Source organism: Duganella sp. sic0402, assembly GCF_019219065.1.
Lineage (GTDB): Bacteria > Pseudomonadota > Gammaproteobacteria > Burkholderiales > Burkholderiaceae_D > Rugamonas.
Genome location: NZ_JAHUWK010000001.1, coordinates 1,180,790 through 1,203,429, shown reverse-complemented (window position 1 = coordinate 1,203,429; position 22,640 = coordinate 1,180,790). Strand labels below are relative to the sequence as shown.

Sequence of the window (22,640 nt, the reverse complement as noted above, 5' to 3'; positions counted from 1 at the left end):
TTATTCCTCGTTGCTTAGGAGGGAAGGTGGGGTTGAGTGGATTGCGTTGATATTGGTGTCGCCGGTTTGTTCGAGTAGCCCGGCCGCCGGCAGCGGCGGATAAAACAGTTCACCCTGGCAGGCATGGCAGCCCAGTTCCTGCAACACTTCCAGCTGCAGCCGGGTTGCGACGCCCAGCGCGATGACGCGCATGGACAGCGCTTTGGCCAGGTGGATGACGGCGGCCACAATGTCGGTGCCGCCTTCGTTGTTGCCGATGCCGCGCACAAAGCTGCTGTCTATCTTCAGCGCGTTGAGCCGCCAGCGCTGGCAGGCGGCCAGCGACGAGCGCACACTGCCAAAGTCGTCGAGCGCGATGCGCACGCCGGCGTTTTGCATCTGCGCCAGCAGCTGCTCCAGTTGATCGGAAGGGGCCAGCAGCAGCTTTTCATTCAGCTCGACGCCGATGCTGCATGGCGCCAGTCCGTGCTTGCGCATGTTCAGCAGCAGCACTTGCAGCACATCCGTGTGCAGCTGCGGCGTGGCCAGGTTGATCCAGACGCATAGCGTGGCGGACAGGGAAGCGTGCAGGCTTTGCCACAGCGAGGCGTGCGCGCAGCTCTGCGCGATGACCCAGGCGTCGATCTTGTCCAGCAGTGCGCGTTCCTGCACATGCGGCAGGAACTGCGCCGCCGCCAGCAGGCCCTTCAGCGGATGGCGCCAGTACAGCAGCGCTTCGGCGCCGATCACGTCGCCGGTATTCAGGTCCTGCTGCGGCTGATAGCGCAGTTCCAGCTGGTTAGCCGCCAGCGCCTTGCGCAGTTCCAGCGTCCATTGGTCGCGCTCACGCTCGCGCACATTGAGTTCTTCGTGAAAGAACTGCACCGGCGCGGCTGTGGTCTGCTTGGCGTGGTACATCGCCGTATCGGCGTTTTTCAGCAGCGCCTGTGCGTTGGCGCCGTCCTCCGGATACAGGGCGATGCCGATGCTGGCGGCAGTCTTCAGCCGCAGACCGTTGACATCGAAGGGCAGGGCGCAGGCCATTTCGATCTTGCGCCCGACGCGCGCGGCGTTGGCCGAAGCGGATTTACCTTCGATGAGCACCACGAATTCATCGCCGCCCAGGCGTGCGACGATATCGGCCACGCGCACCGCTGCCATCAGCCGCGCCGCCACCTGGCGCAGCAGTTCGTCGCCAGCTTCGTGGCCGTGAGCATCGTTGATCAGCTTGAATTTGTCCAGGTCGAGGAATAGCAGCGCGAAGCCGACGCCGCTGCGATCACTGCTGGCAACGGCATGTTCCAGCTGCTGTATCAGCGCGCGCCGGTTGATCAGATTGGTCAACGCGTCGCGCGTCGCCAAGTCATGGGCGCGCTGCTCCGCCTGTTTGCGTTCCTTGATCTCCTGTTCCAGCTCGGCGTTGATGCGTTCCAGATCCTGCAAGCGCTGCGCGCGCAGGTCCTGGTTGAGCCGCGCCAACTGCTCGCTCTTGATGCGCAGTTGCAGATTCTTGGCCGCCAGTTCGACGAATACCGCCACTTTGGCTTGCAGGATTTGCGGTATCACCGGCGTGAACAGGTAGTCGGCCGCGCCTTTCTGGTAGCCCTTGAGGTGGTTTAGCTCATCGGTCTGATAAGCGGTGATGAAAATGATAGGCGTACCGGCCGAACGCGGATGGGAATGGATGGCTTCCGCCGTCTCGAAACCGTCCATTCCGGGCATGCTGACATCCAGCAGGATGACGGCGAATTCATGCAGCAGCACCTGGCGCAGCGCCTCCTTGCCGGAAGCGGCGGTCGCCAGCTCATACAAATGCTGATCCGCCGCATCAAGCAGCAGGCTTTCCAGGGCGTACAGGCTGGCCTGGTCGTCGTTGACAAGAAGAACTTTGGGAATCTGCACGGCGGCTGGCAAAGGTAGCAGTTTGGAAGGTAAAAGATACTCTTGTGGGTTAGGGAGTCAAGCAAAATTGTGCGGTGCGACAAGCTATTAGCGGCGCTTATTTTATTATTTTTACAACCAAATTTCCAGCTTTTCTAGCCATAAAAATATTATCGGAAATAAATTTTCCCCAGCGCACAATTGGCTTCGCCGTTGCTTACCGTGCAGCATTTTTATATAGTATGCTGCTGTGACGCAAAACCCCCCAGCGTGAGGATGCATGCTCAAATCGGCTGATAGCAGCAATGCGGTAAACGGGTCGCGCCTGCTATTGTGGGGCGTAGGCTGGCTGCTGGCAGCCGGTGTTGGCGCGTCGTTGTATAGTGCGGCAGCCCGCACTGTCCATGACGATGCCGCGCAGCGCTTCGAGAATCTGGCGCGCAGCACCCAATACAGCATTTCCGCGCGCATCAAATCCTACGCCGACCTGACGCGCGGCCTGGCCGCCTTGTTCCAGACTGCGGACCATATCTCGCGCGCGCAATTTCACCAGTATGTGGCCAGCCTGGACATGCCGCGCTATTTCCCTGCCATCGAGGCGCTGACCTGGGCGCCGATGATCAGCGACGCCGAGCGCGACGCCTTTGTCGCAGGCGTGCGCGCCGAGGGCTATCCGGAGTTCGACATCACACCGCCTGGCCGCCGCGACCAGTACGCGGTGCTGACCTATCTGGAACCGGCCATGATGGATACGCGCCATGGCGTCGACCTTGCCGCCAATCCGGCTATCGCCAAGGCGCTGGAACTCGCGCGCGATACCGGCGCGGTGGCCGCCTCCGGCCAGCCGATTGTGTTCCAGCATCCCAAGCCCCACTATGGGATGGGCGTGCGTCTGCCGGTGTACCGGCGCGGCATGCCGCTGACCACGGTGACGGAGCGCCGCGCCGCCTACCTTGGCTCGGTTGGCGCGGGTTTCAGCATTCCCAGGCTGGTGCAAGCCGCGATCGATGACATGGCGGTGCGCCAGGTGCATCTGCTGTTGTATGCGGACGGTAGTGCCGATGCCGAACGCCGCCGGCTGGTGATCGAAGATAGCGACCAGCTGCTATTCAACGATAACGGCGCGATGACCGTCACGCCGCTGCCGCCAGGGCAGCGCGCCGAGTATCTGGAAACCGTGCTGCCGATTGATTTCAATGGCAGCTTGTGGAAAGCGCAGTTCCAGGTGCGCCGCGACCTGATGCTGACCGGCTTCGATCATTACTTCCCGTGGGTGGCGGCGCTGACCGGCTTTGCCGGCATGCTGCTGTTGTACAGCTATGTGTTCGTGTTGTATGCGTCGCGCCGCCGCGCGCTCAAGCAGGGGGTGCTGCTGGATACGGTGCTGAACAACGTCGACGCCCACGTTTATATGAAGGACCAGTATCGCCGCTTTCTGTACGTGAATGCCCGCATGGCCGAGTGCATGGGGCGGCCGGTGCAGGACATCATCGGCAAGCTGGATCGCGAGCTGATGCCGCCCAACGAGGCGGACGCCGCCTGGGCGCTGGAGCGGCCGGTGTTTGCCGATGGCCTGAAGCGCTCGGGCGAGACGCAGTTTATCGGCCGCGACGGCGTGACTCAGCACTTGTGGACGGTCAAGGTGCCGGTCGAGCTGGGGCGCTCGTCGACGGCGGTGATCGGCCTGGCGACCGATGTCACGGCGCTGCACCAGCTGAAGGAGGAGGCCGACGCCGCCAACCAGGCCAAGAGCGATTTCCTGTCCAATATGAGCCATGAGATCCGCACCCCGATGAATTCCATCATCGGCATGGCGCATCTGGCGCTGAAGTCGGTCACCCATCCCAAGCAGCGCGATTACCTGCAGAAGATTTATCACTCTGGCCAGCACCTGCTGGGCATCATCAACGATATTCTCGACTTCTCCAAGATCGAGGCGGGCAAGATGGACCTGGAGGTGCTGGACTTTACGCTGGATGCGCTGCTGGCCAATATCTCCAGCCAGCTCGGCGAAAGCGCCGAAGCGCGCGGGCTGGCGTTGGTGTATGAAATCTGGCCGGGCCTGTCGCATCAGCTGCGCGGCGATCCGTTGCGGCTGGAGCAGGTCTTGCTGAACTTTGTCGGCAATGCGATCAAGTTCTCGGAAAATGGCCAGGTCACCATCCGCGCCCGTCCGGTGGAGGAGCGGGACAGCCATATCATGGTCAAATTCGAGGTGCAGGACCATGGCATCGGCATGACGCGGGAACAGATGGCGCAGCTGTTCCAGTCTTTCCATCAGGCCGATACCTCGACCACGCGCAGCTACGGCGGCACCGGCTTGGGTCTGGTGATCAGCAAGCAGCTGGCGGAACTGATGGGCGGCGGCGTGGGCGTCGACAGCAAGCTGGGGGGCGGCAGCACCTTCTGGTTCACCGCGCGGCTGGCCAAGGGCGCGTGTCCGCTGGCGGCCGACAGCGCATCGGTGCAGCCGGATGTGCTGGACAGCATACGCGGCGCGTCGATCCTGCTGGTGGAGGACAATATCTTCAGCCAGCAGGTCGGCCGCGAGTTGCTGGAGGACGCCGGCGCCACCGTGTGCGTGGCGAATAACGGCCGGGAAGGCCTCGACCTGCTGCTCAAAGAGCGTTTCGATTGCGTGCTGATGGACGTGCAGATGCCGGTCATGGACGGCTACGAGGCGACCCGGCTGATCCGCGCCCATCCACAGCTGTCGGCCACGCTGATTATCGCCATGACCGCCAATGCCGGGCGCGGCGACCAGCAGCGCTGTCTGGACGCCGGCATGGACGAATTCGTGACCAAGCCGATCGCGCCCAAGCTGCTGTTCGACATGCTGTCCAAGTGGATGAGCCAGCGGGCCAGGGCGGCCAGCAACCCGCCGCCCAAGCCGCCGCCATATTTTTCGATGCCGGAAGGGACCGCCGTGCTGCCGATGCCGCCGGTGTTCGCCGTGCCGCAGGCATCTGCGCCGTCGCCAGAGCCGGAAGTGCCGGCACAACTGTTCGATGTGGAAGCGCTGGCCACCACTTTCGGCGGCAAGCAGGACAAGATGCGCAAGTACGCGCTGCTGTTCCTGAGCTCCGCCCGGGACGGACTGGCGGAAATGGACGAGGCGCTGGCGATGGAGGATCTGGCGCACCTGGCGGAGCTGGGCCATCGCACCAAATCCGCCGCGCGCGCGGTCGGCGCCATGCAGTTCGGGAACCTGTGCTACGCGCTGGAGCAGGTGCGCAACGACGCCGACACCAGCAAGGCCGAAGCCATCATCCGCGAGCTGCATGCGATGCTGGCTGTGCTGGATCAATATATAGAACAGGAACTGCTGGCATACGATCCGGGGTAGAGCGATAATACGGCTTCGATCACAGCAAAGAGTCCTATGCACCCTGGCATCACCCCCGGCCTGCTGATTTTGCACGGCAATCAGATGGAACAGTTGCGCGCCGCCGTATTCCAATGGCTGCGCAATCATCCGCTCGGGGCGCTGGAGCCGGAAATCTTCCTGGTGCAGTCCAACGGCGTGGCTGAATGGCTGAAAATCGCGCTGGCCGAGGAAATCGGCATCTGCGCCGCCTCGCGCGTGGCGCTGCCGGCGCGCTTCCTGTGGGACGCCTATCGCGGCATGCTCGGACGCGATCGCGTGCCGCCCGTTTCCGCATTCGACAAAGGACCGCTGACCTGGCGTTTGATGCGGCTGTTGCCAACGCTGCTGGCCGAGCCGGTATTCGCGCCGCTGCGCCACTTCCTGGCCGATGGCGAGGCGGAGCGCCGGCTGCAACTGGCGGAGCGTCTGGCCGACTTGTTCGACCAATATCAGGTGTACCGGGCCGACTGGCTGGATGACTGGGCCGCAGGCCGCGACCAGCTGCGCAACGCGCGCGGCGACGTGACGCCGCTGCCGGAAGACCAGCGCTGGCAGGGCCAGTTGTGGCGCGCCGTGATTGCCGACGTCGAGCCGCATGAGCGCGAGCTGGGACGCGCCACCGTACATACCGAATTCGTGCGCGCCAGCGCCGCCGGCGAACAGCCGCAGGGCTGGCTGCCGCGCCGGGTGGTGATCTTCGGCGTGTCGGCGCTGCCGTTTCAGACCTTGCAAGCGCTGGCGTCCATCGCCCGCTACACGCAGGTGCTGCTGGCCGTGCCCAACCCTTGCCAATACTATTGGGGCGACATCATCGAAGGCCGCGACCTGCTGCGCAGCGCGCACCGCCGCCAGCAGCTGCGCAACGGCCAGGACCTGGGCCAGATTCCACTGGAGGAGCTGCACGCCCACAGCCATCCGCTGCTGGCGGGTTGGGGGCGGCAAGGCCGCGACTTTGTGCGCATGCTGGATGAATTCGACGAGGCCGCGCAAGCCCACGCCGCCGAGAACGACGACGTGGCGCTGCTGCGCGTGGACCTGTTCAGCGAAGGCGACGGCGACACCCTGCTGACGCAGGTGCAAGCCGCCGTGCGCGAGCTGCTGCCGCTGTCCGAGCATCCGGGCATTGCGCCAGCGGACAGCGACCGCTCGATCGAATTCCACGTCACCCACAGCGTGCAGCGCGAAGTGGAAGTACTGCACGACCAATTGCTGAAGATGTTTGCCGACGCCGAGCGTGACGGCCGCCCGCTGCGTCCGCGCGATGTGGTGGTGATGGTACCGGACATCGACACCTTCTCCGCGGCGATTCACGCCGTGTTTGCGCAGCACCGCCGCAACGACGCGCGCTACATCCCGTTTGAAATCGGCGATGTCAACGACCGCAGTGTCAATCCGCTGCTGGTGGCGCTGGAATGGCTGCTGCGCCTGCCGCAGCAGCGCTGCCGCCAGAGCGAAGTGCGCGATCTGCTGGACGTGCCCGCGCTGGCCAACCGTTTCGGCCTGCATGAAGAAGATTTGCCGACGCTGGGCCGCTGGATCGAAGGTTCGGGTGTGCGCTGGGGGCTGGACCAGCAGCACCGCAGCGGCCTGGGACTAGGCCCGGCCGGTGAACAGAATGCCTGGATCTTCGGCGTGCGCCGCATGCTGCTTGGCTATGCAAGCGGCAATGGCGGCGAAAGCGGCGGCAGCTTCGCCGGCATCGAGCCGTATGGCGAAGTTGGCGGACTGGATGCGGCGCTGGCCGGTTCGCTGGCGCAGCTGGTGGAAGCGTTGCTGCATTGGCGCGCGGTGCTGGCCGAATCGCGCTCGCCGGCCGAATGGGGCGTGCAGGCGCGTGCACTGCTGGCGGCGTTCTTCAAACCGAACGAAGAGGGCGACCGACTCACGCTGAGCGAGCTGGATAGCGCATTGAATAAATGGCTGGACACTTGCGAAGGTGCTGGCTATGACGAGGCGGTGCCGCTGGCGGTGCTGCGCGAAGCCTGGCTGGGCCTGATGGCAGAGCCGACGCTGAACCACCAGTTTGTGTCCGGCGGCGTCACCTTCTGCACGCTGATGCCGATGCGCGCCGTGCCGTTCCGCGTGGTCTGCCTGCTGGGCATGAATGACGGCGACTTCCCGCGCCGCGCGCCGAAAGCCGACTTCGACCTGCTGGCGCAGCCGGGCATGGCGCGGCCGGGCGACCGCTCGCGCCGCGATGACGACCGCTATCTGATGCTGGAAGCGGTGCTGGCCGCGCGCGACAAGCTGTATATCAGCTGGGTCGGCCGCAATGTGCGCGACAACAGCGAGCAGCCGCCGTCGGTGCTGGTGTCGCAGCTGCGCGATTATCTGGCTGGCGGCTGGCAACTGGACCTGCACGCGCGCACTACCGAACACGCCTTGCAGCCGTTCAGCCGCCGCTATTTTGAAGATGGCGGCCTGCTGACCTATGCGCGCGAGTGGCGCGAAGCGCACGGCGAAGAGGGAGGCGCGATGGAGGCGGCCGCACTGCCGCCGTTCGACATCGACGATAAGTTCCGCCTCAAGCTGGGTAGCTTGCACAACTTTGTCCGTCAGCCGGTGCGTTTCTTTTTCCGCCAGCGATTGGGGGTGATGTTTGGCGAGGCCGCGCTGGTCGGCGAAGACGAGGAACCGTTCTCGCTGGACGCGCTACAGCGCTACGTGCTGGAAGATACGCTGCTGGACGACGACGAAACGCCAGAACTGATCGAAGAAGTCTACGACAAGCTGACCCAGCGCGCCGAGCGGCTGGCGCGCGAAGGCCGTCTGCCGATTGGACTGATCGGCCAGCAGTACCAGGACAAGCTGGTAGACGCGCTGGTGCCGGTGCGCTGCGCCTGGCTCACGCTGCGCCAGCATTACAGCCTGCCGGCACCGAAAGTGGCGCTGAACCTGGTCCTGGCGGGCGTGCCGCTGGATGACTGGATCGACCAGTTGCGCAGCAACGGCAACGACACCGTCTGGCTGGCGCAGATGTCCTCGCGCGTCGCCGACAAGCAGGGCAAGCCGCGCGGCGACAAGCTGATTGCCGCATGGTTGCGGCAACTTGCGATATCCGCCACCGGCATGCAGGTCACCGGCCATCTGGTTGCGCGCGACGCCATCGTTACCATGCAGCCGCTGGACCCGGAGCAGGCGCAGGAAGCCTTGCGCGAGCTGGTCTGCCTGTGGCGTGACGGCATGAACCGGCCATTGCCGACTGCCTGCAAGACCGCGCTGGCGCTGGTGCGCGAAGGCGATCCGCGCGCGGTGTATGACGGCGGCTTCGATACGCATGGCGAAAATGAGGACTTGTGCCTCAGGCGCATGTGGCCGGACTTTTCGACGCTGAACGCCGAGCCGGATTTCCATGATGTGTCGCAGGCCCTGTATGGGCCACTGGCAGACTGGATGGATCAATCTATCACAGTGGCCCAGATCGAAGGCGAGGATGCGGCATGAGCAACATCGCCAATCAACTCGCGCCGCTGACCTTCCCGCTGCATGGCTCGCGCCTGATCGAAGCCAGCGCCGGCACCGGCAAAACCTGGACCATCGCCGCACTGTACGTGCGGCTGGTGCTGGGGCATGGCGGCGAAAACGGCTACAAACGTCCGCTGCTGCCGGCCGATATCCTGGTGATGACTTTTACCCGCGCGGCCACGCGCGAGCTGTCCAACCGTGTGCGCGAGCGGCTGGTGGAGGCGGCGGCGTATTTCCGCGAACCGGCGCCACACCAGAAGCCGGATGCGTATCTGGACCAGATTCTGGAGTCCTATCCCGACCACAGCGCCCAGCAGCAGGCCGCGCACCGTTTGCAACTCGCGGCGGAAACCATGGACGAAGCGGCCATCTTCACCATCGACGCCTGGTGCCAGCGCATGCTGCGCGAGCACGCGTTCGATAGCGGCAGCCTGTTTGACGAAGAACTGGTCAGCGACGAACAGGCGCTGTTTGAAGACGCCGCCCATGACTACTGGCGTCAGCAGGTCTATCCGCTGAACGCCGTTTCGCTGGAAGCGCTGCTGTCCTGCTGGGGCGATGTGGGCGCACTCAAACGATCGATCCGCGAACTGGTGAAGCGCGCCGATATCATCGGCGAGTCCGGCAGTGGATCGCTGGGCGTGCTGATCGCCGAGGTGCAGCGCGAGCAACAGGCGCAGCTGGCTGAACTCAAGGCCGGTTGGTACGACCGCGCCAACCGCATGGAGCAATGGATCGCTCAGCATCGCGCCGTCGATCCGAAGTGCTTCAACGGTAACAAGATGCGGCCGGATTCGCTGCTCAACTGGTTCAACGGGCTGCGCGAGTGGGCGCAGAATCCGGCCATGTTCCGGCCGGATATCTCGGACACCGCCTGGAACCGTCTGACGCCAGAGGGGCTGGAAGATGCATCGGCCAAGCATTTCAGTGCCGTTGCGCCGGAAGACTTCGATGCCACTCAGCCCTTGAAGAATGCGCTGGCCGAGATCGAACCGCTGTCGCATGCCTTGTACCGTCACGCCGCCGCCGCAGTCGCCGCGCGCATGGCTGAACTGAAGAAACGCAGCCGCCAGTTCGGCTTTGCCGACATGCTGGACCGGCTGAACGCCGCGCTGCAAGGCGAAAACGGCGCCGCGCTGCGCAAGCGCATCACCGACCAGTATCCGGTGGCGCTGGTCGATGAATTCCAGGATACAGCGCCCAACCAGTACCAGATCTTCAATGCGCTGTATCGCGTGGCTGACAACGATACGGAAACCGGCCTGTTCCTGATCGGCGATCCGAAACAGTCGATCTACGGCTTCCGTGGCGCGGACATTCACAGCTACTTATCGGCGCGTCGCGCCACGACTGGCCGCCACTACCAGCTGGGCACCAATTACCGCTCGACCAAGCCGGTGGTGGACGCGGTCAATCATCTGTTCCTCAACGCCGAGGGGCGTGTTCCCGGCGAAGGCTTTGCGCGTGGCGCCTTCCGCTTCCGCGATCCGAAAACGCGCGAGAATCCGCTGCCATTTGAGGCGGTTGGTGCGCAAGGCCGCAAGGAGCGGATGGTTGATGCCAGCGGCGACGTGCCGGCACTGGTGTTGGCATGCAGCGCCACGCAAGACCTCAAGGCCGACAGTTACCGCGAATTCTTTGCGTACTACTGCGCTGAAGACATCGTGGCGCGGCTCAACGATGAGCGCACCGGCTTTGCGGGCGACGCCTTCGAGCGGCTCAAGCCGGCCGATATTGCGGTACTGGTGCGCGACCGCAAGGAGGCCGCCGCTATCCGTCGCGCGCTGCAACGGCGCGGCGTGCCGAGCGTCTACCTGTCCGACAAGGATTCCGTCACCGACAGCGAAGAGGCGGCCGATGTGCTGCGCTGGCTGTCCGCCGTCGCCAATCCGCTCGATGGCGCGCTGGCGCGGGCGGCGTTCGCGACACGTACCACCGGCCTGCCGCTGGCCGAGCTGGCGCGCCTGTCATCGGATGAACTGGCGTGGGAGGAGCGCGTCGAGCAGCTGAAGGCACTGCACCTGATCTGGCAACGGCAAGGCGTGCTGGCCATGCTGCGCCGCTTCATCCACGAGCTGCAATTGCCGGCGGCGCTGCTGCAACAGGTGGGCGGTGAGCGCCGTCTGACCAATCTGCTGCACCTGGCCGAGCTGCTGCAATCGGCCAGCCGCCAGCTGGATGGCGAACAGGCACTGATACGCTGGCTGGCCGAGCAGATCGAAGGCGGCGAAGGCGCGGGCGACGAGCGCGTGCTGCGTCTGGAGAGCGACGCGGAGCTGGTCAAGGTAGTCACGGTCCATAAGTCCAAAGGCCTGGAATACCCGCTGGTGTACCTGCCGTTCGCCGTCACTGCACGCAAGGTGGAACGCCGTAACCGCAGCTTCTTCGAATACAGCGACGATGATGGCGTGCGCCAGATCGATATGGCACTGACCGATGCCGCGATGGATCTGGTCGAGCGGGCGCGCTTGCAGGAAGACTTGCGGCTGATGTATGTGGCGCTGACGCGCGCGCGTCATTTCCTGTGGCTGGGCGTGACCGCGCTATCGGCGCGCAAGGCGGGCGACAACACGCTGCATGAATCCGCGCTAGGCTACCTGCTGACCGGCGGCGCGGCGCTGCCGTCGGACCTGATGCTGGAGCGCTGGCAGCACGCTTGCCAGGATTGTGGCGATATCCGCATCACGACGCTGGAGATGAACCCGCAGCAGCTCACGCGCCTGAGCCGCACCGAACATCGTCCGCCGTTGCGCGAGCCGCAGCATTACACCGGCCATTTCGAGCGCGACTGGTCGGTCGGCAGTTTCAGCTCGCTGGCGCGCCGCACCGGCCCGACCGGGACCATCAGCGCGGCCGGTCCTGTGCCGCGCGACGCCTTGCAGGAGAAGCTGCTGGAGGACGATGGCCAGCCAGTCAACGCCATGCCGGCGCGGGTGGAAGACACGCCATGGCACCGCTTCCCGCGCGGCTCGGTGCCAGGTAACTTCCTGCACGAACAGCTGGAGTGGATGGGGCAAGAGGGCTTTGCGATGGTCGATCATGAGAACTTTGCCTCGCGCCTGACCCGCCGCGTGGAGCGCGCCGGCTGGGCCAATCGGCTGGACGACACGCTGGCCTGGCTGCGCGAAATCGCCAGCACGCCGCTGCCCCACTTGAATGCGCCGCTGAGCGCCATCGCCGCACCATTGCCGGAAATGGAGTTCTGGTTCCCCAGCGAGCGGCTGGCCACCGGTGCGCTGGACCGGCTGTGCGCGCAGCACCTGCTGGGCGGCGCTGCGCGGCCGGCGTTGCCGGAGCGGGAACTGCACGGCATGCTGAAAGGCTTCTGCGATCTGGTGTTCGAGCACGAGGGCCGCTACTGGATACTGGACTATAAGTCGAATGCGCTGGGTGGCAACGATGCGGCTTACCACGAACCTTCGCTGATCACGGCGATGGCCGAGCATCGCTACGATATTCAAGGCGCGATTTACATGCTGGCGCTGCATCGGCTGCTGCACAGCCGCCTGGGCGACGCCTACGATCCGGCCACGCAGCTGGGCGGGGCGATTTTCATGTTCCTGCGCGGCATAGGCAATACGCAAACACGCGGCTGCTACTGGATCGCGCCGGATCCGGAATTACTGGATGGGCTGGATAGCCTGCTGGGTGCAAGCAATGAATAAAGAATTTTTCGCGCAAGTCGATCTGCTCACCGAGGCCGGGCAATTGCGCCGATTGAGCGGCGCCTTTGCCCGGTTCATCGCCTCGGTGGGCGACAGTTCGCCGCAATTGATGGCGGCCTGCGTGCTGTTGTCCGAGCTGGAGGGGCGCGGCCATAGTTGTTTGATGCTGGATGAGCTGAACGCCGACCCGGCCGCGCTGCTGGGCTGGAGTGGCGACGAGTGGCGTGATCTGCGCGCCACCGTCGGCGACTGGCCGGAGAGCAGCGCCGCGTGGTGCCAACTGCTGCTGCGTTGCGGTCAAGTCTGGGCCGCGCATAGCGTGGACGATCATCAGCCGCTGGTGCTGGATGGCGAGCGGCTGTACCTGCGCCGCTATTGGCAGGACGAGACGCACGTCGCCAAGGCAGTGCGCGGCCGCGCCTTGGGCGGCGTGCTGGCGGCGGATGACGATCAGCAGACCGGCGAGATTCGCCGCTGGCTGGATATCCTGTTCCCGCATGCGGTGCGTGGCGGTGGCGTGGACTGGCAAAAAGTCGCCTGCGCGGTGGCCATGCGCGGCAAGCTGGGCATCATCACCGGCGGCCCCGGCACCGGCAAGACTTACACGGTGGCGCGTTTGCTGGCGCTGCTGTTTGCCACGGCGGGCGCGAGGCAATCCGGCTTGCGCGTCGCGCTGGCGGCGCCGACCGGCAAGGCTGCCGCGCGGCTGAAGCAATCGATCGATACGGCGCTGGATGAGCTGGCGGACAAGGTCGGCGAGGAACTGCCTTTGCGCGAACTGGCTGCCCGCATGGGCGCCGCGCGCACGCTGCATAGCCTGCTCGGCGCGCGGCCCGACACCCGCGCTTTCCAGTACAACGCCGGCAAGCAGCTGGACGTGGATGTGTTGATTGTCGACGAAGCGTCGATGATCCACCTGGAGATGATGTCGGCGCTGCTGGCCGCCTTACCGGATACCGCCACGCTGATCCTGCTGGGCGACAAGGACCAACTGGCGTCGGTGGAGGCTGGCGCGGTGCTGGGCGATTTGTGCCACAACGCCGAGGCAGGCGCCTATCTGCCCGAGACGCTGTCGTATGTGCATGCCAGCACCGGCCAGCAGATACCGGAACACTTTGCCGGGCAGGGTGGTCCCATCGCCCAGCAGACCGTGATGCTGCGCGAGAGCCGGCGTTTCGGCGGACCGATAGGCGCGCTGGCGCTGGCGGTCAATGCCGGCGATGCGGCGGCGGCGGTCAAGGTCTTGCGCGAGGCGCAGGAAGGCAAGGTGGCCTGGACTGATCTGGCGCAATCCGCCGACCTGCTGCAACTGGCGCTGAGTGGCCGTCCGGGTGCGGAGGGTGGCTATCGGCGCTATCTGGCGCTGGTAAAAGCCGCACCGTCCGAGGCGGATGAGCTGACGCAACTGGCCTGGGTAAAGTCGGTGCTGAAGGCGTTTGAAAGCTTCCGGATTCTGTGCGCGGTGCGCGAGGGCGAGTGGGGCGTATCTGGCCTCAACGACGCCATCGAGCAGCGCTTGCAGGCGGCCGGTCTGCTGAAGCGCAGCGGTGAATGGTATGTGGGCCGGCCGGTCATGGTCACGCGCAACGATTACGCCACCGGCGTCTTCAACGGCGATATCGGCCTGACCCTGGCCGATCCGGCACGTCCGGGCGCGTTGCGGGTCTACTTCTCGGAAGGCGAGACGGTGCGCAGCGTGCTGGCCACGCGTTTGCGGAATGTGGAAACGGCGTTTGCGATGACGGTGCACAAATCGCAGGGCTCCGAGTTTGCGCATACGGCGATGGTGCTGCAGAAGGATGGCGGCGGCATGCTGGCCAGGGAGCTGGTGTATACCGGGATTACCCGCGCCCGCGATTACTTCACGCTGCTCACGCCGAATGGCCAGGTGCTGCTGGATGCTATTGGCCAGCGCACCCAGCGTGCCAGCGGCCTACGCAATCTGCTCAGCCATTAAAAAAGCCGGACATCAAGTCCGGCTTTTGCTTACATTGCGCGGCGTACACGCTTGGTCTGTTTGACCGCTTTCTTCTTGGTCTTGGCCGAAGCTTTCATGACCTTCGGTTTTTCAGCCTTTTCATCCGGACCCGCGATCAGGCGGCGGATCTTGACTGCGTCCATCTGGCGCACCGAGTTGGCGCCGGCGTTCAGCAGTACCAGGGTGTTGTTCTTGCCGCCGGACTTGAAGCGCATGATCAGGCAGCGGCCAGCTTCTTCGGTATAACCGGTCTTGGAAAGGCCTACGTCCCAGCCCTTGGCGCCGACCAGGCGGTTGGTGTTGTGATACTCAACCTTGCGGCCCTTGATGTTGATGATGTCTTTCTTGTCGGTGGTGATGCGGCGGATTTCCGGGTAGGCCGACGCAGCCGATGCCATCTTGACCAGGTCGGTCGCGGTGGACATATTGTGCGGCGACAGGCCGGTTGGCTCCTCGATCACGGTCTGGGTCAGTCCCAGCGTGCGGATCTTGTTGCGCACCGCCATGCGGAATGCCGGTGCGCCGCCCGGATAGGTGCGCGCCAGCGATGCGGCCGCGCGGTTATCCGAGGACATCAGCGCCAGTTGCAGCACGTCGCCGCGCGACAGCTTGGCGCCGACCGGCACGCGCGACGCGCTGTGCTTCAGCGTATCGACGTCGGTGCGGTCGATTTCGATCTTTTCGTTCATGTCCAGTTTGGCGTCCAGCACCACCATCGCGGTCATCAGCTTGGTCAGCGAGGCGATAGGCACCTGGTCATTGGCATTCTTTTCGAGCAGCACTTTGCCGGTGGCGTCTTCGACCACCAGCACCGACTGCGAACCGAGTGGTACGGCGGCGAAGCTCACCGCAGTAAACGAACTCAGTAATACAGCAACTATTTTCTTGAGCATGGTATGTGATGAGGGAATAAGGAGTCTATCGGACACGTCTGGGCGACGCGGCGCGCGTAAAAAATCTGGCTATACGGCAATATTCTCTAGGGGATAGACAATAACATTAAAGTGGCTTCTCGTCTATTGTGTGTAAGTCCCGGATTCTTATATTTTTTTTGGCAGTTAACTCAGCCTAAGCCCAGCTTAAGCAAAAAAGCCCTGAGACGGGAGTCCTCAGGGCTTTTTTCCGTAGACCGGCCGCGGCGGCAGCCGGGACGGGTTCTTTACTAGTTGCCGATTTTGGCGATGGAAACTTCGGTGGATTTCACCAGCGCGATGACTTCGCTGCCGACCTTCAGGTCCAGGTCCTGAATCGAGCGCGAGGTGATCACCGAAGTGACGATGCCATGCTGGGTTTCCACATCGACTTCCGAGACCACCGGGCCAAAGATGATTTCTTTGATCTTGCCACGGAATTGATTACGTACATTAATTTCAGAGATGGCCATCGCGCTTCCTTTATCTGGTTAATTACTACGCCTCCAGATTACGGGCGCGCTGGCCATTTGAGAACGAATCTCTGCGTATATTGTTATTTGTTATAAATCTTGTCGAACTCGCCGCCATCGGCAAAGTGCTTGGCCTGGGCTGCTTTCCAGCCACCGAACACGTCATCGATGGTGAACAGGCTGACCTGCTTGAAGTTGGCGTTGTACTTCTTGAAGGCCTTCTCCGAGCGTGGGCGCAGCGAATGCTTGGCGATGATTTCCTGGCCTTCTTCGCTGTACAGGAAGTTGATGTAGCCGGTGGCCTGCTTGCGCAGGTTGCGCTTGTCGACCACCCGGTCAACCACCGCCACTGGCGATTCGGCCAGGATAGAGATCGAAGGGTAGACCACGTCGAACTTGTCGCCGAACTCTTCGCGCACCAGGTTCACTTCGTTTTCGAAGGTGACCAGCACGTCGCCGATTTCACGCTGGGTAAAGGTGGTGGTGGCGCCACGGCCACCCGCGTCCAGCACGGGCACGTTCTTGAAGATCTTGCCGACCAGCTCGCGCGCCTGGGCTTCGTTGCCGCCTTTCTTGATCACGGCGCCCCAGGCGGCCAGATAGGTGTAGCGGCCGTTGCCTGAGGTTTTCGGATGCGGGATGATGACCTTGACGTCGGGCTTGGCCAGATCGCTCCAGTCCTTGATCTGTTTCGGATTGCCTTTGCGCACCAGGTAAACCATGGTCGAGTAGAACGGCGATGCGTTGTTCGGGAATTTCTTGGCCCAGTCGGCCGTAACGGCGCCGCGCTCGACCAGGATGTCGATGTCGTTGGCCTGATTCATGGTGACCACCGAGGCTTCCAGGCCGTCGGCGACCGAACGCGCCTGCTTGGACGAGCCGCCGTGCGACTGGTTGACGTTGACCGTTTCGCCGGTGGTTTTCTTCCACTGGGCGCTGAAGGCCGGGTTGATTTCCTTGAACAGTTCGCGTGTGACATCGTAGGCGGCGTTCAGCAGCACGGTGTCGGCAGCATGCGCCTGTGGCAGGCCGAACAGGGTGGCCGAAGCGGCCAGGAAGGAGGAGAGTACCAGGCGGCGCGTCGTATTTTTGGTGGTCATCATGAGCTTTCGTAATAACGAGACATCCATGGTGTAAAATTTCGCCCGGAAAAGATACGAATTTTTCGTTATATGCTTAGATGTAGACGTATAAAACGTATATGGTTTTGCGAAAACATTCGTGGGCAAATGCGGGGCCACCCTCTAGTCTGGCAGCATCCGACGGCCTAACTCAGCTTGGTGTATAGTCGTTACCAGCACTAAAAGTAATGTTTGTGAGCCTACATGAGTCTTGAAATTCGTATTGCTGCTTCAACAGATGCGGAGGCAGCGTGCACGGTATTGCGCCGTTCGATCAAGGAATGCTGCGAACTGGATCATCAGAACGATCCCGCCATCCTTGATGCCTGGCTAGGCAATAAAACTCCGCAGATGGTGGCTAACTGGTTCAGTTCGCCAACCAATTTTTCGCTGGTTGCGATCAGTGAAGGCGCCGTCGTCGGCGTCGCCTTGCTGACTGGCGCCGGCAAGCTGGCCCTGTGTTATCTGCTGCCGGAAGCGCGTGGTCACGGTGTTGGCAAGGCCTTGCTGAAGCGGGTGGAGGAGCAGGCCTGTAGCTGGGGCGTGAAAGCCCTGCAACTGCATAGTACGGCGACCGGCAAGGAATTTTTCGCCCAGCGCGGCTATATCGACGCCGGCCTGGTGCGCTCGCCGTATGGCGTGGAGACGGTATTCTTCTGGAAGCAGCTGGATGATGACGCCACCTGCCCCAATGCGCCCAAGCGCAAGAAATTCTGCAACTGTAATACTGCCTAGTAAGCCACCCGCAAATTCTCCTGGCGCTGCTCCGGCGCCGCTCCCACTTCCACGCCACCGGCGAACAGCTTCAGTTCGCCAGCCTTGAACTGCGTCCATTGTTCGTTGGAGGTCAGCGGCTGGGTGGCGATCACGGCGATGCGGTCGTCCAGGTGGTTGTGGCGGCTGAAATCGATGCTGAGGTCGCAGTCGATCAGGTGCGCCACCGAGAACGGATATTCGCGCACCACCACATGCAGGTCGGTGCTGCAATGGGCGAACAGCAGGTCGCCGTTGGACAGGATGAAATTGAAGCTGCCGTGGCCGGCAATCTCGCCGGCCAGCGTTTCCAGTGCTGCGTACAGGTGGTGGCGTTCCGGCTGGCTGGAAAAACGCAGCGCCAGGCCGGACAGCAGGTGGCAGAAGGCGCGCTCGCTGTCCGTGTCGCCCCACGGCGCGTACAGGCTGGGATTCGGATCGAATAATTTCAGATCGCCGTTGTGGGCGAAGGACCAGGTCTGGCCCCACAGTTCGCGCGTGAACGGATGGCTGTTTTCCAGCGAGACGCGGCCTTGCGTCGCCTTGCGGATATGCGCGATCACGCTGCGCGCCTTGATCGGGCTTTGCTTGAACTGCGCGGCCAGCGGCGAGTGGATCGACGGCAGGTAATCGGTGTACAGGCGGCAGCCGGTCGGCGTGTGCAGGGCGATGCCCCAGCCGTCCTTGTGGTCGCTGGTGCGGCCGCCGCGTTCGGCAAAGCCGGCAAAGGAAAAATCTACCGCAGCGGGTTTATGGCTGCTCATCGCGAGAAGTTGGCACATGGTGGACGGCGACAGTTAAACGATGACCTCACGATAAAGCGCGCACCCCAGTGTAGGAAGGAATGTTTTGGCATATCCATAGGCGAAAGCATTCGTTCTGCTTTGCCGCGCACGGGCATACGCTGTCGACATTCTTAGTGCCCGTAGAGGAGTTCCATGTCATTCCCCATCCTGCAGAAGTACCTGGCGCGTCTATCCGACGCCACCGGCGCCGCTTCCAGCATCTGGCTCGATCACGAGGGCAAGGCGCAAGGGCGGTTTTTCAATTGCACCATGAGCAGCGCGTTCCAGCCTATCCGCCAACTGGACAGCGGTGAGGTGCTGGCCTACGAAGGCCTGGCGCGCAGCGTGTCGGCGCAGGACCAGGGCCTGTCGCTGTGGAAGCTGCTCGACCATGCGGCCAGCGACGATGAATCGATCGAGCTGGACCGTCTGTGCCGCATGCTGCACTCCATTAATTTCTTCCGCCAGGCGGCGGACTCACAGGCTGATTTGTATCTGAATGTGCATGACCGGCTGCTCAGCGCGGTCAGCAGCAATCACGGCCACGCGTTCCGGCGGATACTGGATGCGCTGGAGCTGCCGCTGAGCAGGGTGGTGCTGCAATTGCCGACGGCGACGCCGCAGCAGGGCTGGCTGTTGAATTATGTATCGGATAACTATCGCCGCAACGGTTTCCGGTTTGCGGTGAATGTGCATAGTCCGCGCGATGCGCTGGGCGTGCTGGATCGTCTGCGGCCGGATGTGTTCAAGCTGGACGCGCGCGAATTGCAGGACAGGGAAGGGCTGGATCAGTTGCTGCAGCGTTGCGCTGCCGCCAAGGTGGCGTTGGTATTCAAGCGGGTAGAGACAGAGCAACACCTAGCGGCTCTGCGCGAACTGGGCGCGGCCGCAGGTGTATCGTTGCTGGTGCAAGGTTATCTGCTGGACGAACCGCGCTCGGCTTTGCTACAGGCGCCGGCGCGGTGGGCAGCATGACACGCACTTAGTTCAGAACCCATTTGTATTGCACTTGGGCCCAGACTGGCTCTGCGCCATTGGCGGCTGGCTGGAATTTGCAAGCGGTGCTGGCGCGCAGCGATGCTTTGTCCAGGGCGATGTGGCCGCTCGACGAGATGACTTTGGTTTCTTGCACATTGCCTTTGGCGTCAACCAGCACGGCCAGTTTGACATTGCCTTGCAGTTCGTCGTCTTGCCAGGTGTTGCGGTACGATGGGGCATCGCACTCGCCGCTAGCCAGACGGGTGTCAGCGGCAGCTGCGCTGGCTGGGTTGATGGTCGACAGGGCGATCAGGCCGAGGGCGATAACAGAACGGATAATGGTGATCATGGTAGGCTCCAGTTAATTAGTTCGACGGGACAACTTATTGGGTACAGCTGAACTATACTGCGACGCACCATATATGCCTACTTTATTGTTCGAATGCCAGCCATCAATAATTCGTATAACTATGTGGCATCTTTAGTTTCTGATACGCAATATTTGAGTCACTCACGCAGCTGTATCATTTCTTAAGCGTAAGTTAAGCCTGTTTGTACTTCCCTCTGCATGGGCTATAGTGTCAACATTGCTTTTCATGGATAGCCTATGGCATCGCGCAGAGATTTCATTCAGCGGGGCGTCGGACTGACCGCCGCCAGTTTCTTGTCTGTGCCACTGATCGGCTGCGCTTCCAGTGCGCCGGTGCGGCATAGCAATATCACCACGTCCACGCCCAAGCCCGTCAAGCAGATGGCGCGTGCGTCGGAGCAGTCGGCGCCATCCGGCAGTAGCATGATGGAACCGCCGCCCGATATTTTCGACGCCCAGGCGCTGGACCTGGAGTTCTGGCTGCGCCCGCGTACCATCGAAGTGATACGCCCGGCCAGCAAGGAACGCGCCAAGCTGCTGTACTGGCGTGATGGCGAGATCATCGATTCGGCCTACCAGGACTTGTGTCATCTGATGCGCGACGTCAACGGCGGCAACGAAACCCGCAATATCGACCCCAAGCTATTTGAAACGCTGTGGGGCACGCAGGCGTTTGTACAGCGTTACGGCATCGACTCGCCGGTGGAAATCCTGTCCGGTTACCGCACTCCGGCGTCCAACGCCAAGTTGCGCGAGGCGGGCGTGCCGGCGGCGCGGCAGTCGCTGCACATGGTGGGGCGGGCGGCGGATATCCGCCTCGCCAACCTGAATGCCGAAGTTCTGGGCGGACTGGTCAAGAGCTTCCGCCAGGGCGGTGTCGGTTTCTATTACCGCTCCGGACCGAAGGGCGGCTGGATACACGCCGACACCGGCTTGCAGCGCACCTGGAAGGGTTGACCCCGGATCGGCTACACTGGCGGCTTGCTAACGCTTCAGGAATAATATGCAAGACAATAACGAGCCGCCACGCTTTCGGCCGGTGCCTTGGAGCCATTTGGAAACGCCGGCCGATGTCGAGCTGTGGATCGAGGAATATAACCAGGCGCTGCAACAGCATATCGGTAAGCACGAAACCGGCTACGGCGTCTGCTTCACGCTGGCCGAGGGCGGCGAGATTTATCTGCAGACCACGCAGGACGGCCATCTGGTGCTCGATGTGACCGAAGAGGCGGAATGGGTGGCGCCGCTGATCATGGCGGCCGCGCGCGTGAACGAAGCGCCGCCGGGGCGCATGTGGGTGCTGCCGGATGATAAGCTGGTACAGTTGATGATAGGACTGAGCGGCCTGATCGCCAGTTCCATCCTGGTCGTGGGCCATCACTTTGGCTTGCGTCGTCGCATGGGCGCCTGGTAAGCGCCCGCCATTAAAGGAATTCCATGTTCAAACGTGAATTTATGCTGGCGCTGGCCGCATGCTGCCTGGTCACTGCTGCCGCGCCGGCGGCCGCCGCCGATCTGCTTACCACGGTCAAGGCGCGCGGTACGCTGAAGGTGGCGCTGGAAGGCACTTATCCGCCCTTCAATTACAAGGAAAAGAATGGCGAGTTGGCCGGCTACGATGTCGATGTCGCCAAACTGCTGGCTACCCGGCTGGGCGTCAAAGTGGAGTTCGTCAGCAGCGAGTGGGCCAGCATCCTGGCCGGGCTGGCCGCCAACAAATACGATGTGATCATTTCGCAGGTGGGCATCAATCCCAAGCGTGAGCAGGCGTTCGACTTTTCCCAGCCGTATATCTATTCGATGCCGCAGCTGATTGTGCGCAACAACGACAGCGCCGTCTACACAACGCTGGCCGACCTGAAAGGCAAGAGGCTGGGCGTGGGGCAGGGCAGCGTGTATGAGCAGCAGGCCAAAGCCGTGCCGGGCGTCGGGATACGCAGCTATGCGGCGGCGCCGGAAACCATGGCTGACCTGGCAGCCGGCCGTATCGACGCGGCGCTCAACGATAGCCTGATGTCGGCCTATCTGCTGAAGATTTCCAAACTGCCGATCAAGGCCGGCGCCCGCGTTGGCGCGGTCGAGCGCATGGGGATTCCGTTCAAGAAGGGCAATCCGGCCTTCAAGCAGGCGCTCAACCAGGCGCTGGCCGAGGCTGCCGCCGACGGCAGCCTGAAGGCGATTTCGCTGAAGTGGTTTGGCGTCGACGTCAGCAAGGCGCCGTAAGCGATGGAATGGCTGCAGCTGTTGCACGAGGCCGCGCCGGTGATGCTGCGCGGCGCCGGCTATACGGTGCTGTTTGCGCTGGCGGCCATGCTGGGCGGCTTGCTGATCGGCTTCCCGGTGGCGGTGCTGCGCATGCTGCCGTACCGGCTGCTGGCGTGGCCGGCCCATGTGTATGTCAGCCTGATGCGCGGCACGCCGCTGCTGGTGCAGATGTTCGTCATTTATTATGGCCTGCCCAGCGTAGGCATTGAATTCTCGCCGGTGACGGCCGGCATCCTGGCGCTGAGCCTGAACTCCGGCGCTTTTTTGTCGGAAAGCCTGCGCGGTGCGATCGGCGCGGTCAGCAAGGGACAGTGGGCTGCCAGCTATAGCCTGGGCCTGGGCTATTGGAACACGCTGTACTACGTGGTGCTGCCACAGGCGCTGCGGGTAGCGGTGCCAGCGATGAGCAATACGCTGATCAGCCTGATCAAAGATACCTCGCTGGTGTCGGTTATTACCTTGACCGAGTTGATGCTGTCGACCAAGGAAGTCATCGCCACCACCTTCCAGCCTTTGCCGCTGTACCTGGCGGCCGCCGCCATCTACTGGCTGCTCAGTCTGCTGTTTGAAGCCTTGCAACGGCGCGCGGAACAACGGTTGAATCGCGCCCACCATCCACGCTAGCTGCCGTACTCGACATCCCCTTTTT

Annotated in this window: 16 protein-coding genes; 10 read left to right on the top strand and 6 right to left on the bottom strand. The window is 62.9% G+C overall.

The window, feature by feature from the left end; genetic code table 11:
• A complete protein-coding gene (locus tag KW842_RS05205) occupies positions 1-1,881 on the bottom strand; it encodes an EAL domain-containing protein (RefSeq protein WP_218302985.1) in 1,881 nt (626 codons plus the stop codon).
• Positions 1,882-2,140: 259 nt separating this feature from the next.
• Between KW842_RS05205 and KW842_RS05200 the strand changes: the two genes are divergently transcribed.
• From KW842_RS05200 to recD, 4 genes are read left to right on the top strand one after another with little or no spacing between them, the layout of a single operon-like run.
• Positions 2,141-5,206 (top strand): CHASE domain-containing protein, encoded by a 3,066-nt coding sequence (locus KW842_RS05200; RefSeq protein WP_218302984.1) that lies wholly within the window; start codon positions 2,141-2,143, stop codon positions 5,204-5,206.
• Between the two features lie 36 nt (positions 5,207-5,242).
• Positions 5,243-8,671: an exodeoxyribonuclease V subunit gamma gene (gene recC / locus KW842_RS05195; protein ID WP_218302983.1), complete on the top strand. Its 3,429-nt coding sequence runs from the start codon at positions 5,243-5,245 to the stop codon at positions 8,669-8,671.
• Positions 8,668-12,357, top strand: coding sequence for an exodeoxyribonuclease V subunit beta (recB, locus tag KW842_RS05190; RefSeq protein ID WP_218302982.1), 3,690 nt, complete (start codon positions 8,668-8,670; stop codon positions 12,355-12,357). Before recC ends, recB begins: the two co-directional genes overlap by 4 nt.
• A complete protein-coding gene (recD, locus tag KW842_RS05185) occupies positions 12,350-14,314 on the top strand; it encodes an exodeoxyribonuclease V subunit alpha (RefSeq protein ID WP_218302981.1) in 1,965 nt (654 codons plus the stop codon). The genes recB and recD overlap by 8 nt, the downstream gene beginning before the upstream one ends.
• A gap of 29 nt (positions 14,315-14,343) precedes the next feature.
• Here recD and KW842_RS05180 read toward each other — a convergent pair whose 3' ends face one another.
• From KW842_RS05180 to KW842_RS05170, 3 genes are all read right to left on the bottom strand, one after another.
• Complete coding sequence (locus KW842_RS05180; RefSeq protein ID WP_218302980.1) at positions 14,344-15,228, bottom strand: serine hydrolase; 885 nt, start codon at positions 15,226-15,228, stop codon at positions 14,344-14,346.
• A gap of 269 nt (positions 15,229-15,497) precedes the next feature.
• Complete coding sequence (locus KW842_RS05175; protein WP_090178885.1) at positions 15,498-15,719, bottom strand: molybdopterin-binding protein; 222 nt, start codon at positions 15,717-15,719, stop codon at positions 15,498-15,500.
• An 83-nt stretch (positions 15,720-15,802) separates the two neighbouring features.
• Positions 15,803-16,822, bottom strand: a complete 1,020-nt coding sequence (locus KW842_RS05170; RefSeq protein ID WP_218302979.1) for a sulfate ABC transporter substrate-binding protein — start codon at positions 16,820-16,822, stop codon at positions 15,803-15,805.
• Positions 16,823-17,044: 222 nt separating this feature from the next.
• On the opposite strand from KW842_RS05170, the gene KW842_RS05165 reads away from it, so the two are divergent.
• Complete coding sequence (locus tag KW842_RS05165; protein WP_218302978.1) at positions 17,045-17,575, top strand: GNAT family N-acetyltransferase; 531 nt, start codon at positions 17,045-17,047, stop codon at positions 17,573-17,575.
• On the opposite strand, the gene KW842_RS05160 is transcribed toward KW842_RS05165, so the two are convergent.
• Positions 17,572-18,375, bottom strand: a complete 804-nt coding sequence (locus tag KW842_RS05160) for a class II glutamine amidotransferase (RefSeq protein ID WP_218302977.1) — start codon at positions 18,373-18,375, stop codon at positions 17,572-17,574. The genes KW842_RS05165 and KW842_RS05160 overlap by 4 nt on opposite strands.
• Positions 18,376-18,531: 156 nt before the next feature.
• Here KW842_RS05160 and KW842_RS05155 point away from each other — a divergent pair, with 156 nt between their 5' ends.
• The gene (locus KW842_RS05155; protein WP_218302976.1) at positions 18,532-19,353 is read left to right on the top strand and encodes an EAL domain-containing protein; all 822 of its coding nucleotides are present in this window, start codon (positions 18,532-18,534) and stop codon (positions 19,351-19,353) included.
• A gap of 7 nt (positions 19,354-19,360) precedes the next feature.
• Here KW842_RS05155 and KW842_RS05150 read toward each other — a convergent pair whose 3' ends face one another.
• On the bottom strand, positions 19,361-19,705 hold the full coding sequence (locus tag KW842_RS05150) for an energy transducer TonB (protein ID WP_218302975.1): 345 nt from the start codon (positions 19,703-19,705) through the stop codon (positions 19,361-19,363).
• A gap of 258 nt (positions 19,706-19,963) precedes the next feature.
• Here KW842_RS05150 and KW842_RS05145 point away from each other — a divergent pair, with 258 nt between their 5' ends.
• The 4 genes from KW842_RS05145 to KW842_RS05130 are packed head-to-tail and all read left to right on the top strand — an operon-like array spanning position 19,964 to position 22,615.
• Positions 19,964-20,683 (top strand): DUF882 domain-containing protein, encoded by a 720-nt coding sequence (locus tag KW842_RS05145; protein ID WP_229223478.1) that lies wholly within the window; start codon positions 19,964-19,966, stop codon positions 20,681-20,683.
• Positions 20,684-20,729: 46 nt separating this feature from the next.
• Positions 20,730-21,140: a hypothetical protein gene (locus KW842_RS05140; protein ID WP_218302974.1), complete on the top strand. Its 411-nt coding sequence runs from the start codon at positions 20,730-20,732 to the stop codon at positions 21,138-21,140.
• Positions 21,141-21,163: 23 nt separating this feature from the next.
• The gene (locus KW842_RS05135) at positions 21,164-21,949 is read left to right on the top strand and encodes a transporter substrate-binding domain-containing protein (RefSeq protein WP_218302973.1); all 786 of its coding nucleotides are present in this window, start codon (positions 21,164-21,166) and stop codon (positions 21,947-21,949) included.
• Positions 21,950-21,952: 3 nt separating this feature from the next.
• Positions 21,953-22,615 (top strand): amino acid ABC transporter permease, encoded by a 663-nt coding sequence (locus KW842_RS05130; protein ID WP_218302972.1) that lies wholly within the window; start codon positions 21,953-21,955, stop codon positions 22,613-22,615.
• Positions 22,616-22,640: the final 25 nt, after the last annotated feature.